The 16,867-nt window shown below is 72.9% G+C and carries 12 protein-coding genes and 1 pseudogene; 8 read left to right on the top strand and 5 right to left on the bottom strand.

What is annotated here, in order from left to right; translation table 11 throughout:
* The first annotated feature begins 56 nt into the window (after positions 1-56).
* Together DKL51_RS17200 and DKL51_RS17195 are read left to right on the top strand one after the other, a co-directional pair.
* Entirely contained in the window at positions 57-464 is a 408-nt protein-coding gene (locus DKL51_RS17200; RefSeq protein ID WP_109945705.1) for a VOC family protein, read from the top strand.
* Positions 465-500: 36 nt separating this feature from the next.
* A pseudogene (locus DKL51_RS17195) lies at positions 501-1,540 on the top strand (S66 family peptidase).
* Between the two features lie 152 nt (positions 1,541-1,692).
* Here the strand turns inward: DKL51_RS17195 and DKL51_RS17190 are convergent.
* Positions 1,693-1,920, bottom strand: a complete 228-nt coding sequence (locus DKL51_RS17190) for a winged helix-turn-helix domain-containing protein (protein WP_109945704.1) — start codon at positions 1,918-1,920, stop codon at positions 1,693-1,695.
* A gap of 205 nt (positions 1,921-2,125) precedes the next feature.
* Here DKL51_RS17190 and DKL51_RS17185 point away from each other — a divergent pair, with 205 nt between their 5' ends.
* Positions 2,126-2,434: a hypothetical protein gene (locus DKL51_RS17185; protein ID WP_109945703.1), complete on the top strand. Its 309-nt coding sequence runs from the start codon at positions 2,126-2,128 to the stop codon at positions 2,432-2,434.
* Positions 2,435-2,447: 13 nt separating this feature from the next.
* Here DKL51_RS17185 and DKL51_RS17180 read toward each other — a convergent pair whose 3' ends face one another.
* Positions 2,448-3,353 carry a cyclase family protein gene (locus tag DKL51_RS17180; protein WP_109945702.1) on the bottom strand — a complete coding sequence of 302 codons (906 nt, stop codon included), beginning with the start codon at positions 3,351-3,353 and terminating at the stop codon, positions 2,448-2,450.
* 259 nt (positions 3,354-3,612) lie between these two features.
* Here DKL51_RS17180 and mfd point away from each other — a divergent pair, with 259 nt between their 5' ends.
* From mfd to DKL51_RS17160, 4 genes are all read left to right on the top strand, one after another.
* The gene (mfd, locus tag DKL51_RS17175; RefSeq protein WP_109945701.1) at positions 3,613-7,257 is read left to right on the top strand and encodes a transcription-repair coupling factor; all 3,645 of its coding nucleotides are present in this window, start codon (positions 3,613-3,615) and stop codon (positions 7,255-7,257) included.
* Between the two features lie 56 nt (positions 7,258-7,313).
* Positions 7,314-8,090 carry a hypothetical protein gene (locus tag DKL51_RS17170; RefSeq protein WP_109945724.1) on the top strand — a complete coding sequence of 259 codons (777 nt, stop codon included), beginning with the start codon at positions 7,314-7,316 and terminating at the stop codon, positions 8,088-8,090.
* Between the two features lie 2 nt (positions 8,091-8,092).
* Positions 8,093-9,082 carry a nucleoside triphosphate pyrophosphohydrolase gene (locus DKL51_RS17165; RefSeq protein ID WP_109945700.1) on the top strand — a complete coding sequence of 330 codons (990 nt, stop codon included), beginning with the start codon at positions 8,093-8,095 and terminating at the stop codon, positions 9,080-9,082.
* Between the two features lie 99 nt (positions 9,083-9,181).
* Positions 9,182-10,801 (top strand): DUF885 domain-containing protein, encoded by a 1,620-nt coding sequence (locus DKL51_RS17160; RefSeq protein WP_109945699.1) that lies wholly within the window; start codon positions 9,182-9,184, stop codon positions 10,799-10,801.
* Positions 10,802-10,804: 3 nt separating this feature from the next.
* Here the strand turns inward: DKL51_RS17160 and mgtA are convergent, their stop codons facing one another.
* The 3 genes from mgtA to DKL51_RS17145 all read right to left on the bottom strand — a co-directional run bounded on the left by mgtA (position 10,805) and on the right by DKL51_RS17145 (position 15,150).
* Positions 10,805-13,456 (bottom strand): magnesium-translocating P-type ATPase, encoded by a 2,652-nt coding sequence (gene mgtA / locus DKL51_RS17155; protein WP_124812262.1) that lies wholly within the window; start codon positions 13,454-13,456, stop codon positions 10,805-10,807.
* A 150-nt stretch (positions 13,457-13,606) separates the two neighbouring features.
* A complete protein-coding gene (gene nudC / locus DKL51_RS17150) occupies positions 13,607-14,461 on the bottom strand; it encodes an NAD(+) diphosphatase (RefSeq protein WP_109945577.1) in 855 nt (284 codons plus the stop codon).
* On the bottom strand, positions 14,458-15,150 hold the full coding sequence (locus DKL51_RS17145; RefSeq protein ID WP_124812261.1) for a hypothetical protein: 693 nt from the start codon (positions 15,148-15,150) through the stop codon (positions 14,458-14,460). The genes nudC and DKL51_RS17145 overlap by 4 nt, the downstream gene beginning before the upstream one ends.
* 244 nt (positions 15,151-15,394) lie before the next feature.
* Here DKL51_RS17145 and eno point away from each other — a divergent pair, with 244 nt between their 5' ends.
* Positions 15,395-16,678 (top strand): phosphopyruvate hydratase, encoded by a 1,284-nt coding sequence (gene eno / locus DKL51_RS17140; RefSeq protein ID WP_109966336.1) that lies wholly within the window; start codon positions 15,395-15,397, stop codon positions 16,676-16,678.
* Positions 16,679-16,867: the final 189 nt, after the last annotated feature.

Genomic DNA, 16,867 nt, shown 5'->3' with positions numbered 1-16,867 from the left:
CGCCCGGGTTGTGCGGTTTCGCCGCCCTGCGCCACCGACGGTGCCAGGCTGGCAGCATGCCGCGCGACGACCTGCCGATCCCCGCCGAGGGCATCCTGCTCACCCACTTCGTGGTGGCCGCCGACGTGGCCCGGTCGGCGGCCTTCTACCGCGACGTCCTCGGCGGGACGGTGGTGCGGGAGGGTGAACCCTCGATGGTCCGGCTGGCCAACAGCTGGGTGATCATCAACGTCGGCGGCGGCCCCACCGAGGACAAACCGGACGTGATTCTCGAGACGCCGCCCGACCCGCACCGGACCAGCGCGTTCCTGAACATCCGGGTGGCCGACATCCAGGCCGTGTACGCCGAGTGGAGCGCCCGTGGCGGGGTCTTCCTGACCCCGCCGCAGGACCGCGGCGCGGAGATCCGCTGCTACCTGCGCGACCCGGACGGGCACCTGATCGAGGTCGGGCAGACGGTCTGAAAATCGGCTGGCCGGGGGGTCGGTAGCGTCCGGGGCATGACGTCGCTGAGCTATCCGACGAAGCCGCGACCGGGAGACCGGGTCGCGATCGTCTCGCCCTCCGCGGGCCTGTCGGGTCTCTTCCCGCACGTGCACGAGCTGGGGCTGCGCCGGCTGCGCGAGGAGCTCGGCCTGGAGCCGGTCGAGTATCCGACCACCCGGGTGATGGGCGCGGACCCGCGCGACCGGGCCCGGGACCTCACCGCCGCCTTCGCCGACCCGACGATCACCGCGGTGCTCGCCACCGTCGGCGGCGACGACCTGATCACCGTCACTCCGCACCTCGACGACGAGGTGCTGCGGGCCAACCCGAAGCCGTACTACGGCTACTCGGACAACACCAACGTCCTCAACCACCTGTACCGGCTGGGGATCGTGGCGTACCACGGCGGGTCGGTGCTGGTGCACCTCGGCGGCCGGGCAAGCCGCACCCGCTCACCTTCGACTCGCTGCGCGCCGCCCTCTTCACCTCCGGCTGGTACGACCTGGCACCCGCCACGGAGTGGGGCGACGAGCCGAACGACTGGCGTGACCCGTCCTCGCTCGCGGCCGAGCCGCCGATGTTCCCGGCCACGGGGTGGCACTGGCAGGGGCCGGCGACCGTGGTCCAGGGGCGGACCTGGGGCGGCAACCTGGAGATCCTGCACTGGCTGCTGGCCGCCGACCGGGTCGGCGCGGCCGGGGAGCACGCGGGCGAGGTGCTGATCATCGAGACTTCGGAGGAGTTGCCGTCGGCCACCGAGGTCTACCGGATCCTGCGCAACATGGGGGAGCGTGGCCTTCTCGCCGGTTTTCCGGCAGTGCTCGTCGGCCGGGCCAAGGCGTGGGACTTCGAACGGCCGCACACCGTCGACGAGCGACGGGCGTACGCCGAGGAGCAGCGGGCGGCGGTCACCCGGGCGCTGGCCGAGTACGCGGACGACCCGGTGGTGGTCTTCGACGTGGACCTCGGCCACACCGACCCGCAGCTGATCATCCCGTACGGCGGTGAGATCCGGGTCGACGCGGTCGAGCGCCGCATCTCGGTCCGCTACTGACCGCCATGCCGCCGTGACGCGGGCCGACCGTGGTCGACCCCGGCCAACCAGGCTTCTGACCGGGCGCCATCACGGTGAGTGGAACGCCATGGGTGTTATCGCGGTCGGGTGACACCCATAGCCGACCCTCTCCACCCTCTGGGCGGTGGCTGTTACTCGCGGTCCTGAGTCCGGACGAAGACGCCGGCGCCCGGTGCGCCCTCGACGAGCCCGCGCGCCTTGAGCCAGTCGATGGCCGAGCGCACCACCTGGCGGGACACGTCGAACTCGGCGCAGAGTTCGGTGCCAGAGGGCAGCTTCGCGCCGGGCGGGTATTCGCCGGACTCGATGCGCTGAGTCAGGGTGTCGATGAGGCGTTGCTTCTTCGTGTACGCAGGCATGGGTTGACTTCCGTGGCAGGTAATGCCATGTGATCACGTGTGCCGGCGGACCGTCAATGAAATGTGGTGGCAGGTATTGACCTGGCATGACAGGTAGTCGTAGGTTGCAGCGAGGTGACTGTGGCAGGTCCCCTCAACTACAAGGCGGCCCGGGGTGGAGGTGGCACTCCGCTCCCGGGCCTTGACCGGGAAAGGACCCCGGCCCATGAGCAACCTACCGAACGCCGTCCATCCGCCCTGGTGCCTGCGCGGCCCGGACTGCGTCGGGCCGAATGATCTGCACCGGTCCCGCCTCATCGGCACGGCCAACCGAGGTGACGAGGTGATCCAGGTCAGGATCGGTCTGTGGCAGATGGACGTCGGTCCAACACCGCCATCCGGCCTGTTGCTGGAACTCTCCGCCGGATGTGACGTCGAGAGCTGGCCGATCGACCTGGCCCAGTCCCGCTCCCTTGCCCATCTGTCTCAGCGGCTGGTGCGCCAGCTCGGTCCGGACTCCATCCGGGCAGCCTGAGTCCTGGCAGGGGTCAGTCGACGACGGCGAAGGCGCGGACCGGGAAGGTGCCCATGCCGGCCACCCTCGGCGGCGCGGCGGTGAAGCGGAAGCCGTCGGGCGGCAGGGCGGCCAGGCCGGTCAGGTGCTCCACGATCGGGAGACCGGCGGCGAGCAGGGTGCTGTGCGCCGGACGCTCGCCCGCCGCGGCCGGGGTCATGTCGTCGATGTTGATCGAGTCGATGCCGACCAGGGCCGCCCCCGCCTCCACCAGCCACCGCGCGCCGTCCTCGGTGAGGTGGGGCGCGTCCGGGCCGGCGTACCGGTCGGTGCCGAAATGCGCGTCCCAGCCGGTGTGCAGCAGCACCGCCCGGCCGGTCACCTCGTACGGGGCCAGCATGAGGCGGTCCACCGCCCGGGTGCCGGCCGGCACCCGGACCACGATCCCGGGCAGGTCGGCGAGCCGGTCCAGCGGCATGCCGGTGAGGTCGGGCCCGCCCGCCCAGCGGTGTGACGGGGCGTCGAGATAGGTGCCGGTGTTGGCGATCATGTCGATCTGCGCCACGTGGAACTCGGTGCCGGGGGCGTACTTCGCCTTGGACGCCTCCCGGGTCAGCCAGTCGGTGATCCGGGGCGCCGGCCAGCCGGGCAGGGTGACCATCCCGTCGGTGATCACGTGGCTGAGCTCGACCAGTCGCCGTTCCCGGACGTCGGTGGCGACGCCGCGGCCGCCCTTGTGCGGCTCTTCGATGATCGTCTTGTTGGTGATCCGTACCTCGGCGACCATGAGCAGCCCGAGGTGCCGGACGAAGAGCGCGCCCAGTCCGGCGTCGTCGATCTCCGGTCCCGGGATGTCCAGCCGGAAGCCCTCGGTCCGCAGGCCTCCGCCGTTGGCGAAGACGACCTCCGCGTCGAACACCGCCCGGTACTCAGCTGCCATGCCGACACCGCACCACGCCCACCCCGACCCGTCAAGATCCTTCCCGGCATGACGCTGTCCGCACTGATTCACCGAAAGAGTGGCCATCCGCGCGCCGAAGGCCACCCTTTCCGTGCATCTGCGCGGATCGGGGGCGCAGGCGCGGGGCCGGCTGGGGCCCGGAATGTCCGGGGAGCGGGATAGGCTCGAACGGTGCAACCCCCCGTCCGGCTGGACGCGGGGTCGTCGCCGTGCGTCGATCTTCTGGAAGTGGACACAGATGCTCACCGGACTCTTCTCCGCCGCCCTGGCCGATCCCGGGCTGGCCCGGGCGCGTGACCTGGCGCGCTCCGGTGCCGCCCAGGTCGACGGCCTCGACATCACGGCCCCGGCCGCGCTGCGCCCGTTCGCGGTCGCCGCCGTCGCGGCCGACGAATCGGCCGGCGGCGCGGGTCGCGCGGTGCTCGCGGTGACCGCCACCACCCGGGAGGCCGACGACCTCGCCGCGGCGCTGGGGAGTCTGCTCCCGCCCGAGCAGGTGGCGGTCTTCCCCTCCTGGGAGACGCTGCCGCACGAGCGGCTGTCGCCCCGCTCCGACACGGTCGGGCGGCGGCTGGCGGTGCTGCGGCGGCTGGCGCACCCCGAGTCCTCCGACGCGCACGGCCGCACCGGGCCGCTGCGGGTGGTGGTGGCGCCGGTCCGGTCGGTGCTCCAGCCGCAGCTCAAGGGCCTCGGCGACCTGGAGCCGGTGCAGCTCACCGCCGGCGACGAGGCGGACCTGGAGGAGGTCGCCCGCCGGCTCACCGACATGGCGTACGCCCGGGTCGACCTGGTCACCAAGCGCGGCGAGTTCGCCGTGCGCGGCGGCATCCTGGACGTCTTCCCGCCCACCGACGAGCACCCGTCCCGGGTCGAGTTCTGGGGCGACGAGGTGGAGGAGATCCGCACCTTCGCCGTCGCCGACCAGCGCACCATCGAGCAGGTCCCCCAGCTCTGGGCGCCGCCCTGCCGGGAGCTGCTGCTCACCCCGTCGGTGCGGAAGCGGGTCGCCGCGCTCGCCGAGGCGCACCCGGAGCTGGCCGAGATCCTGGACAAGCTGGCCGAGGGCATCCCGGTCGAGGGGATGGAGTCGCTCGCCCCGGCGCTGATCGGTGGCGACTCGATGGAGCTGCTGCTGGACTGCATGCCGGCCGGTACCCACGTGCTGCTCTGCGACCCGGAGCGGATCCGCACCCGGGCGCACGACCTGGTCCGTACCTCCGACGAGTTCCTCCAGGCCAGCTGGGCCGCCGCCGCCGTCGGTGGCCAGGCCCCGGTCGACCTCGGCGCCGCCGCCTTCAAGACCCTGGCCGACGTACGCGCCACCGCCCGCACCCTCCGCCAGCCCTGGTGGACGCTGTCGCCGTTCGGCCTGACCGAGGCGGCGGCCGCGCCGGCCCGGCAGCCCTGGGAGGACGACCCGACCGAGGTCGACGTCACCCCCGACGACGCGATCGCGGTGACCCTGGCCGCCCAGCCGGCCCCGCTCTACCACGGCGAGACCGCCCGGGTGGTCGACGACCTCAAGCGCTGGGCCGGCGAGGGCTGGTCGATCGCGCTGGTCTTCGAGGGGCACGGTCCCGCCCAGCGGGCCGTCGAGGTGCTCCGCGACGCGGGTCTCGGTGCCCGGCTCACCGAGGAGGTGCCGAGCACGCCCGCCCCCGGCGAGCTGCTGGTCAGCTGCGGCTGCCTGACCTCCGGCTTCGTTGACGAGGCGTCCCGGTTCGTGCTGCTCACCGGCAACGACGTCACCGGCGGCCGGGGCACCTCGACCCGGGACATGCGCAAGATGCCGAGCCGGCGGCGCAACACCATCGACCCGCTGGAGCTCAAGGCCGGCGACCACGTGGTGCACGAGCAGCACGGCATCGGCCGGTACGTCGAACTGGTCCAGCGCACGGTCAACGGCGCGAGCCGGGAATACCTGGTCATCGAGTACGCGCCGAGCAAGCGCGGCCAGCCCGGCGACCGGCTCTTCGTCCCCACCGACCAGCTCGACCAGCTCTCCCGGTACGTCGGCGGCGAGCAGCCCACCCTGCACAAGATGGGCGGCTCGGACTGGCAGAAGTCCAAGGCCCGGGCCCGCAAGGCGGTCCGCGAGATCGCCGCGCAGCTCATCCAGCTCTACGCCGCCCGCAAGGCGTCCAAGGGGCACAACTTCGGTCCGGACACCCCGTGGCAGCGGGAGCTGGAGGACGCCTTCCCCTGGCAGGAGACGCCGGACCAGCTCGCCGCGATCGAAGAGGTCAAGCGGGACATGGAGCAGACCGTCCCGATGGACCGGCTGATCTGCGGTGACGTCGGGTACGGCAAGACCGAGATCGCGGTCCGGGCGGCGTTCAAGGCGGTGCAGGACGGCAAGCAGGTCGCGGTGCTGGTGCCCACCACGCTGCTGGTGCAGCAGCACTACAACACGTTCGCCGAGCGGATGAGCCAGTTCCCGATCACGATCAAGCAGCTGTCCCGCTTCCAGACGCCGAAGGAGGCCGAGCAGACCCTCGCGATGGCCGCCGACGGCACCGCCGACATCGTCATCGGTACGCACCGCCTGCTCCAGGCGGCCACCCGGTTCAAGTCGCTGGGGCTGGTCATCGTCGACGAGGAGCAGCGCTTCGGCGTCGAGCACAAGGAGCACCTGAAGACCCTGCGCGCCTCGGTCGACGTGCTGAGCATGTCGGCCACCCCGATCCCGCGGACGCTGGAGATGGCGATCACCGGCATCCGGGAGATGTCCACCATCGCGACCCCGCCGGAGGAGCGGCACCCGGTGCTGACCTTCGTCGGGGCGTACGACGACCGGCAGGTGGCCGCCTCCATCCACCGGGAGCTGCTCCGCGACGGGCAGGTCTTCTACCTGCACAACCGGGTCGAGTCGATCGAGAAGGCGGCGCGCCGGATCCGCGAGCTGGTGCCCGAGGCGCGGGTCGCGGTGGCGCACGGCCAGATGGGCGAGGATGCGCTCGAGAAGGTGATGGTCGGCTTCTGGGAGAAGGAGTTCGACGTCCTGGTCTGCACCACGATCGTGGAGTCCGGCATCGACATCCCGAACGCCAACACCCTCATCGTGGAGCGCGCCGACCTGCTCGGCCTGGCCCAGCTGCACCAGATCCGCGGCCGGGTCGGCCGGGCCCGGGAGCGGGCGTACGCGTACTTCCTCTACCCGACGGACAAGCCGCTCACCGAGAACGCGCACGAGCGGCTGGCCACCATCGCCCAGCACACCGAGCTGGGCGCCGGCATGTACGTGGCGATGAAGGACCTGGAGATCCGGGGCGCGGGCAACCTGCTCGGCGGCGAGCAGTCCGGCCACATCGAGGGCGTCGGGTTCGACCTGTACGTCCGGATGGTCGGCGAGGCGGTCTCCGCGTTCAAGGGCGAGCAGCCGGAGGAGGAGGCCGAGGTCAAGGTCGACCTGCCGGTCGACGCGCACCTGCCGCACGACTACGTCGCCGTGGAGCGGCTGCGCCTGGAGATGTACCGCAAGCTCGCCGAGGCCCGCGACGAGGAGCGGCTGCGCGAGGTGGTGGCCGAGATGACCGACCGGTACGGCGAGCCGCCCGCCCCGGTGCAGAACCTGCTCGCGGTGGCCCGGTTCCGGCTGCTCGCCCGCCGGTACGGCCTCACCGACGTGTCGATGCAGGGCAAGCACATCCGGTTCAGCCCGCTGCCGCTGCCCGACTCCAAGCAGCTCCGGCTCAAGCGCTACCACCCGGACTCGGTCTACAAGCAGGCCCTGGACCAGGTCAGCGTGCCCCGGCCGAGCACCCGCCGGATCGGCGGCGAGCCGCTGCGCGATCAGGCGCTGCTGGAGTGGTGCGCCCAGCTGCTGAAGGACGTGCTGGGCGAGCCCGTGGGGGCGCAGCCGGCCGGGGCCGGTGCCCGGTGAGCGGACGGTGGTGGGCGGCGTCACAGCCAGCAGCGGGGCGTGAGAGAGTGGCCGTCATGCGTGCTCGCCGTCTCATCGCCGCCGCCAGCGTCGCGGCCCTCGCTGTCCTCTCCCTCGGCGCCTGCGGTCGGTCCGCGCCGGACGTGGCCGCCTACGTCGGGGACACCACGTACTCGGTCGACCGGGTGGACGCCATCCACGACGAGGCCCAGGCGACGTACGAGGAGTCGGTCCGGGAACAGGCCAAGCAGCGGGGGATCGAACCGAGCCCCGAGCAGCTGAAGCTGAACGTGAACCGGCAGGACATCCTCAACCTGCTGGTCGGCATCGACCTGGGCAAGCGGATCGCCGAGGAGAAGCAGGTCAAGGTGCAGGACCAGCTCAGCGTCGAGCAGATCGGCCAGGAGCTGGGCGTCCCGAACACCGAGTACGCGAAGCTGGCCGCCGAGTGGTACGACCTCTACCTGGGCCTGGAGCACGGCCTGCCGCCGGCGGAGCTGACCGACGACTCCCGCGGCAAGCTCTACAAGGCGCTGGTGGACGCCGGGGTGGCTCCGGCCGGCTGGTCCGCCGAGGAGCAGGCCCGGCAGTTCGAGCAGGCGCCGTTCACCCGGCAGGTATCCGCGGTGAGCGCGGCGCTGCAGGACGAGGTGCGCAAGCTCGACGTCACGGTCAACCCGCGCTTCCCGGCGCTGGAGATCCCGGCGCTGCTGCAGACCCAGAACGGCTTCCGCCAGTACGACCTGCCGTACGTGGACGGCAACGGCCAGGTGACCGACGTCTCCACCCCGGAGCCGGTGGCGACCGACTCGACCGGTCCGGCGGCCTCCTGAGCATGATCGCGCGGATCGTCCTGCTGGTCACCTCGCCCCGGCTGCCGGCCGGCCTGCTCACGGCGGCCGCCTGGGACGTCGTACGGGAAGCCCCGGTGCTGACCGGCGCGGAGAGCGAGCTGACGACGGCGATCCGCGCGGCGGGCCCCGAGGTCACCCTCGTCCCGGACGGGGCGACCCAGGCGCTGCTCGACGCGGCCGCCGCGCACGGCACGGCGGTCTGGCTGGCCGGCCCGGCCGGCGACGAGGCGCTGGCCCGGGAGCTGGGGCTGCGGCTGGCCCGCGAGCCCGGCCTGGCCGAGCTGGAGCTGATGTACGGCTCGTGGGACCCGCCGGGCGCCCGGCTGCTGGACGCGGTCGAGGTGATGGACCGGCTGGCCTCGCCCGGTGGCGACCCGTGGAAGCGGGCGCAGACCCACCGCAGCCTCGCCGGCTTCCTGCTGGAGGAGTGCTACGAGGCGTACGACGCGATCAGCGCCGACGACACCGACTCGCTCCGGGAGGAGCTGGGTGACGTGCTGCTCCAGGTGCTGCTGCACGCCCGGCTGGCGGAGGAGCTGCCGGAGGGGAAGCGCTGGACCGTCGACGACGTGGCCGGCGGGCTGGTCGACAAGATGGTGCGCCGCAACCCGCACGTCTTCGCTGGAGCCGAGCTCGGGTCGATCGAGGAGATCGAGGCCAGCTGGGAGCGGATCAAGCGCGCCGAGAAGGCCCGCGAGTCGGTGCTGGAGGGCATCGCGATGAGCCAGCCGGCGCTCGCCCTCGCCGCCAAGATCCTGGACCGCGCCGGCCGCATCGGCCTCGCGGTGCCACCCCCGCTCGCCGATTCCCAGGTGGATCCCGAGGCACGTCTCGGCGCCAGCCTGCTGACGGCGGTCGCCGCCGCCCGCGAGGCCGGCATCGACCCCGAGGCCGCCCTCCGCCGCGCCACCCTCGCCTACGCCGACGCGGTCCGCGCCGCCGAACGCGCCACCCCCGATCAGCAGCCTTGATCATGAAGTTGTTGTCATCGGGCGCGGCGTGTCGTGACAACAACTTCATGATCAACAGAAGGCGCGCCGGGGGGAGCGGGGGTCGGTAGGGTCGTCGGCATGGAACCCTTCGCACCGCTGGCCGAACGGATCGTCGAAGCACTGTTGGAGAGTCGGCCGGGCCTGGCCACCTCCGCCGGCGACCACCGGTACGACGACCGGCTGCCGGATCTCTCCGCCGACGCGGTCGCGGCCGACCAGGGAATGCTGAAGGAGGCCGCCGACGCGCTCTCCGAGCTGGACCCGGACTCGCTGGACGTTGAGGAGCGGGTGGACCACGCCCTGCTCAGCGCCCTGGTCGACCGGGAGCTGTTCGAGGCGACCGAGATCCGGGCCCACGAGTGGGATCCGCTGCGGCACAACCCGGGCCCGCTGCTGCACGGGCTGCTGGCCCGCCCGTTCGCCCCGGCGGAGGTGCGCCTGGCGAGCCTGGCCGGGCGGCTGGCCGCCGTCCCGGACGCCCTGGCCACCGCCCGGGCGACGCTGCGGGACATGCCGCGGATCCACGCCGAGACGGCGGTCGGGCAGTTCACCGGGACCGCGGCGCTGATCCGCGACGAGGTGCCCCGGCTGCTGGCCGAGGTTCCCGGGCTGTACTCCACGGTGGAGCCGGCGGCGACCGATGCGATCGCGGCGCTGGAGGAGTTCGTCGCCTGGCTGCGGATGGGCCTGGCCGCCGACAGCGGGCCGGGGCGGGACCCGCGGCTGGGCCGGCGCCGCTGGGAGGCGCGGCTCTGGCACACCCTCGACACCGAGCTGGGCGCCGCGGAGGTGCAGCGCCGCGCCTGGGCCAACCTGGAACGGGTCACCGCCGAGATCCGCGAGGCGGCCGTCGAGCTGGTCGGCGGCCGGGCCGCCGACGAGACGGTACGCCGGGCCCTGGACCTGCTCGCCGCCGAGCACCCCGACGACGCCACCATCGTGGACCTCGCCTCGGTCACGCTGGACGAGGCGGCCGACTTCGTCCGCGCCCGCGACCTGATCACCCTGGTGGACGACCCGTGCGTGATCCAGGAGATGCCGGAGTTCGCCCGGGGCGTGGCGGTGGCGTACTGCGACTCGCCGGGCCCGCTGGAGACGGCGAACGTGCCGACCTTCTACTGCATCGCGCCCACCCCGGCGGACTGGCCCGCGCAGCGGGTCGAGTCGTTCTACCGGGAGTACAACGACCACATGATCCGCAATCTGACCGTGCACGAGGCGATGCCCGGTCACTTCCTGCAGCTCGCCCACGCCCGCCGGTACGCCGGCCCCACCCGGGTCCGGGCGCTGACCGAGTCCGGGGTGTTCGTCGAGGGCTGGGCGGTCTACACCGAGGAGCTGATGGCCGGCCTCGGCTTCGGCGGCCTGCCGGTCCGGTTGCAGCAGCTCAAGATGCAGCTCCGGATGACCATCAACGCGCTGCTCGACCAGCTCGTGCACTGCGAGGACCTGCCCGAGTCGGAGGCGATGGCGCTGATGACCGGGCGCGGCTTCCAGGAGGAGGGCGAGGCGGCCGGCAAGTGGCGGCGGGCCCTGCTCACCTCCACCCAGCTCTCCACGTACTTCGTCGGGTACAGCGAGATCGCCGACATCGCCGCCGCCCGCCCCGACGGGGTGTCGGTGCGGGAGTGGCACGACGCGATGCTCGCCCACGACTGCCCGCCGCCGCGCCACCTGCGCACCCTGCTCGGGGTGTGAGCGTCAGCGGGTGCTGAACCGGGCCGCACGGCGGTGGGTACGCCGCCGCTCCACCGCCTCCGGCAGCCGTACTTTCGGGCGGAGCAGGTCGGAGGAGGCGAACAGGGCCCGCTTGGTCACCTCCACCAGCCCGAGGTACGCCACCACCAGGCCCACCAGCACGGGCAGGAAGATCGCCGGCAGCGGGTGGAAGCCGAGCGGCTCGGCCACCGGCAGGTACGGCAGCAGCCAGGCCACCGCGACCGCGGCCAGCGCGGCCAGCAGCAGGGGCCGGCTGGGCCGGCTGCGCCAGAACGGGCTGGTGTGCGTACGGATGGCGAAGACGACCAGGGTCTGGGTGGCGAGGGACTCCACGAACCAGCCGGTGCGGAACTCCACCGGGCCGGCGTTCAGCACGCTGAGCAGCAGCGCGAAGGTGAGGAAGTCGAAGAGCGAGGAGAGCGGGCCGAAGGTCAGCATGAATCGGCGGATCTCCCGCAGGTCCCAGTGCGCCGGTCGGGCGAGCTGGTCGGCGTCGACCCGGTCGGTGGGGATGGCGACCTGGCTCAGGTCGTAGATCAGGTTGTTCAGCAGGATCTGCGACGGCAGCATCGGCAGGAAGGGCAGGAACGCGGAGGCCCCGGCGGCGCTGAACATGTTGCCGAAGTTGCTGGACGTGCCCATCAGCACGTACTTGATGGTGTTGGCGAAGATCCGCCGACCCTCGGTCACCCCGTCGGCGAGCACGTCGAGGTCCTTCTCCAGCAGCAGCACGTCGGCGGCGTCCTTGGCCACGTCGGTGCCGGTGTCCACGGAGATGCCGATGTCGGCGGCGTGCAGGGCGAGCGCGTCGTTCACCCCGTCGCCGAGGAACGCCACGTCCCGCCCGGCGCGGCGCTGCGCCCTGACCAGCCGGGCCTTGTCCTCGGGGGAGACCCGGGCGAAGACGGTGGTCGCCTCGATCGCGGCGGGCAGCCGGTCGTCGTCCAGCTTGCCGAGCTCCGCGCCGGTGAGCACGCCGGTGACCGGCAGGCCCAGCTCGTCGCAGACCCGCACGGCGACGGCCGGGTGGTCCCCGGTGATCACCTTGACCCGGACGCCGAGGCCGGCGAGCCGGTCCAGGGCCGCCCGGGCGTCCGGCTTCGGCGGGTCGAGGAAGACCAGCAGGCCGCCGAAGGAGAGGTCCCGCTCGTCGTCCGGGGTCAGCGTGGTCAGGTCGGGGGCGGGGCGGCTGGCCACCGCGACCACCCGGCCGCCGCCGGCCAGCCGCTCGTCGAGGGCCTTCCGCGCCGACTCCGGTACGTCGTGGCAGATCGCCATGACCTCCTCGGCCGCGCCCTTGGTCACCAGGGTCCGTCCGTCCGGCCCGTCGAGCAGCACGCTGACCCGGCGGCGCTGGTGGTCGAAGGGGAGCAGCGCCACCCGCCGGTACGCGTCGACGGGCTGACCCGCCGCCGCGGGTGCCGCCCAGAGCGCCCGGTCCATCGGGTTGCCGTCCCCACCACCGGTGGCCTCGTTGGCGAGCAGCCCGGCCAGCAGCGGGCCGCCGGTGGGCCGCCCGTCCGGGCCGAGCGTCTCGGTGAGGCTGATTTGGCCCTCGGTCAGCGTGCCGGTCTTGTCGGTGAAGAGCACCTCGACGTTGCCCAGGTCCTCCACGCAGACCAGCCGCTTCACCAGCACCCGGCGGGCGGCCAGGCTGCGGGCGCCCGCCGCCAGGCTGGCGGTGACGATGGCGGGGAGCAGTTGCGGGGTGATCCCCACCGCGATGGCCAGGCTGAACAGCACCGCGTCGATCACCGGTCGGTGCAGCACCAGGTTGATCACGAAGATGACGGCGGTCAGCACGCCCGCCACCCGGGCCAGCATCAGCGAGAAGCGGCGCAGCCCGCGCTGGAACTCGGTCTCGCCCTGGCGCTCGCCGAGGCCGACGGCGATCCGGCCGAACGCGGTGTGCCCGGCCGTGGCCACCACCACGCCCACGCCCGAACCGGCCCGGACCACGGTGCCCATCAGCGCGCAGGACGCGAGGTCGTCCAGGGGCGTACCGGCGGGCACCGGGGCGGTGTCCTTGGCGACCGCCACCGACTCGCCGGTCAGCACCGACTCGTCGCACTCCAGCCGGTGCGTCTCGGTCAGCCGCAGGTCGGCCGGGACGACCGTGCCCAGGTCGATCCGGACCACGTCGCCGGGGACCAGGTCGACCACGTCGACCACCTCGGTCCGCCCCCGGCGCAGCACCGGCGCGGTGTGGCGTACGCGGTCGTGCAGGGCCGCCCCGGCCCGCTCGGCCCGGTACTCGTTGACGAAGCCGAAGCCGACGCTCAGGGTGAGGATCACCCCGATCACCAGGGCGTCGGTGCGCTCGCCGACGAAGTAGGAAACGGCTGCGGCGACCAGCAGCAGACCCAGCAGCGCGGAGCGGAACTGGCGCACCAGCACGGCGAGCGCGGAGACGCGGTGGGTGCGGACCGCGTTCGGACCGAGGCGGGACCGCCGCCGGAGCACCTCGTCCGGGTCGAGCCCGTCCGGACCGGTGCCCAGCGCCGCGAGCACCCGGTCGACCGGCAGGGCGCCAGCGTCGGTCACCGGCAGCCAGCCCTCGTCCCGCGCCGTCTCCGCCCCCTGCACCGCCACCGTTCCCGCCGTCCCCGCCACCGACCGGGCCCCCTCACCCATTGCACACCCCGGGCCCACCGCCCGGACCAGCATCCGCCGCAGCGCCCGGGCCGGTCAGGGCCGTACGGCCCGGGATCTGAGGAAGGAAGGGCCGATTGTGAAGTCGGGGGCGTTCGGCACGGGCCGTGGAGACCGGGCCGCCGCGAATGGTCAGGACCGCGCGCGGGCGGCGACGGCGTCGATCAGCCAGCGGGAGATCGAGTACGTCGGCGGCAGCTCCGCTGGCAGCGCGTCCAGCGGGAACCAGCGCGCCTGCGTCAGCTCCTTCGCGTCCACCACCGGCTCGGCGTGCGGGTCGGCGGCGGTGGCGGTGAAGCCGGCCAGCAGGGTGCCCGGCCCGGACATCGCCCAGGGCTGGCTGCCGAAGTAGGTCGGCCGGTCGATCGCCAGGCCGACCTCCTCGCTGACCTCCCGGTGGGCGGCCGCCTCCAGCGACTCGCCGGCCTCGACGAAGCCGGCGACCAGGGCCCAGAGCCCGGTCGGGCCGTACGCGTGCCGGACCAGCAGCAGCTCGTCGGGGCCGCCGGCCCGGCCGGGCCGGGTGATCGCGACCAGGACGGCGGCGGAGAGCTGCATCGGCACGTACAGCTCGCAGTCGGGGCAGCGCCGGGCCGTCTCGCCCGGCACATCGGCCAGTTCCGCCCGGCAGGCCCCGCACCACCGGTGGGTACGGCGCCAGGTGACCACCGCCAACGCCCGCCCGGCCAGCGTGGCCAGCGGTTCGGGAAGCTCGGCGGCGATCCCTCGCCAGCTGCGCCAGCGGCCCGGCAGCGCCTCGGCATCGGCCACCTCCACCGCCCAGGCCGGTACGCCGTCGAGCGTGCCGACCGGCACCCAGGCGGTGTCGGCGGGCAGGTCGGCAACCCGGGGGAAGCCTGCGTCCGGGTGGGTCAGCAGCTTGCGCCCGGCCACCGGAAGAGCGATGTCGGCTGCTGCGGGTGTGACGGTGCGATCGGCCCCGGGCAGGAAGCCGGAGCCGACGCCGCCCGGCGACGGTCCGGTCATGAGGTGGCGGTGCGGCGGTCCACCATGGCCGCCCCGGGCGGCACGTCGAAGGCGGCCGCGTCGACCGTCTCCGAGTAGCGGGTCAGCGCCAGCTCGGCCGGCTTGCCCGCAAGGGTGCCGGTGAAGCTGCCCAGCACTCCTTCCGTGGTGACGCAGGCGGTGAAGTGGTCACCCGCCCCGGTGACGTCCACGCAGGTGGCGTGGTGCCCGGCGAGGGTCGTGTCGCTCTGGATGATGGTCGCTGCCGGGTCGAGGGCGGCCTGGGTCAGCAGCCGGATCACGGCCGGCGGGGTGACCAGGCCGTGCTTGCCGACCTCCGTGTAGACGACGACCGACGGCTTGCCGGCGGTCAGCACCGGGGGCAGCACCGTGCAGGAGGCGTGCCCGCCGGCCGTGTCGCACCGGGTGACCGCCTGCTGGGTCACGGTGATCTTGCCCTCCGGCCAGGTGTACGCCGAGCGGAGCGGTTCCTTCGTCTGGGCGATCGAGGCGGCCCGCCCACCGGCGAGCTGGTAGTCGGCGATCCAGGTCTGCTCCAGCGCCCGGTCCATCCAGGCGGCGAGGTCGTTGACCAGGTCGGCCCGCCCGAGGGCCTGTCCGGCGTCGTCGAGGGCCTGGCATCCGGTGACCGTGAGCGACGCGATGACCGAGGCGGCGAGCACGCGGAGGGTGGTCGAGACGGCGGGCATGATGCCCAGCCTTGTCGATCGGGGCAACCTCGTGCAAACCCGTTGCCGGTTGACGCCCGCTAATCCGGGAATGTCCGTGTCACCCGCCGTCGGGGCGTGGATCCGGGACCGGGTCGGCGGACCGGCGGGACACCGGGTGGAGACGTGCGACCGGGCGTCGCCCGATACGCTGCGTTCAACACCTGCCTCAGCCGCACCGTCGCGGCCCATACCGGACCGGAACACACAAACGAGGAGCGACTCAGTGGCAACCATCGAGGGAATCGTCGCCCGGGAGATTCTGGACTCGCGGGGCAACCCGACGGTCGAGGTCGAGGTCGGGCTCGACGACGGCACGATCGCCCGCGCCGCCGTACCCTCCGGCGCCTCCACCGGCGCGTTCGAGGCGATCGAGCTGCGCGACGGTGACAAGGACCGCTACCAGGGCAAGGGCGTCGAGAAGGCGGTCGCCAACATCGAGGACAAGATCGTCGACCAGCTCATCGGGTACGAGGCCAGCGAGCAGCGGCTGATCGACCAGAAGATGCTCGACCTCGACGGTACGGACAACAAGGCCGAGCTGGGCGCCAACGCGATCCTCGGTGTCTCGCTGGCGGTGGCCAAGGCGGCGGCCGGCAGCGCCGAGCTGAGCCTCTTCCGCTACCTGGGCGGCCCGAACGCGCACCTGCTGCCGGTGCCGATGATGAACATCCTCAACGGTGGCGCGCACGCCGACTCCAACGTCGACATCCAGGAGTTCATGATCGCGCCGATCGGCGCGCCCAGCTTCCGCGAGGCGCTGCGGTCCGGCGCGGAGGTCTACCACGCGCTGAAGTCGGTGCTGAAGAAGAAGGACCTGTCGACCGGCCTCGGCGACGAGGGCGGCTTCGCGCCGAACCTGCCGACCAACGCCGCCGCGCTGGACCTGATCGCCGAGGCGGTGGAGAAGGCCGGCTACCGGCTGGGCGCCGACATCGTCTTCGCCCTGGACGTGGCCGCCACCGAGTTCTTCGACAACGGCAGCTACACCTTCGAGGGCAGCACGAAGTCCGCCGAGGAGATGAGCAACTACTACACCAAGCTCATCGGTGACTACCCCATCGTCTCCATCGAGGACCCGCTCTCCGAGGACGACTGGAGCGGCTGGGCCACCCTGACCGCGGCGGTCGGCGACCGGATCCAGATCGTCGGCGACGACCTCTTCGTCACCAACCCGCAGCGGATCGCCCGCGGCATCACCGAGAAGGCCGCCAACGCGGTGCTGGTGAAGGTCAACCAGATCGGCTCGCTCACCGAGACGCTGGACGCGGTGGACCTGGCCCACCGGGCCGGCTTCAAGTGCATGATGAGCCACCGCTCCGGCGAGACCGAGGACACCACCATCGCCGACCTGGCGGTGGCCACCGGCTGCGGCCAGATCAAGACCGGCGCCCCGGCCCGCTCGGACCGGGTGGCCAAGTACAACCAGCTCCTGCGGATCGAGGAGGAGCTGGCGGACGCGGCGCGGTACGCCGGGGCGGCTGCGTTCCCGCGCTACCGTTCGGCCTGACGCGACGAAGCTCCGGGGGAGGGGTGTGACGATGCAGCAGCGCCGCACACCGGGTGGTCAGCGTCCCGCCCGTCGGCCGGGTCAGCCCGGCCGGTCGGGCGGGGCCCGGGCCCGGTCGTCGGTCCGCGAGGGTGGCGTCCGCGCTGAGCCGCGCGGCGCCGCCGGCCGGTCGGCCGCGCGGCTCAGCGC

It is taken from the genome of Micromonospora globispora (assembly GCF_003857015.1).
Taxonomy (GTDB): Bacteria; Actinomycetota; Actinomycetes; order Mycobacteriales; family Micromonosporaceae; genus Micromonospora; species Micromonospora globispora.
Note: the sequence above shows the minus strand (reverse complement) of the source record. Positions and strands in the feature narration are given on the sequence as shown.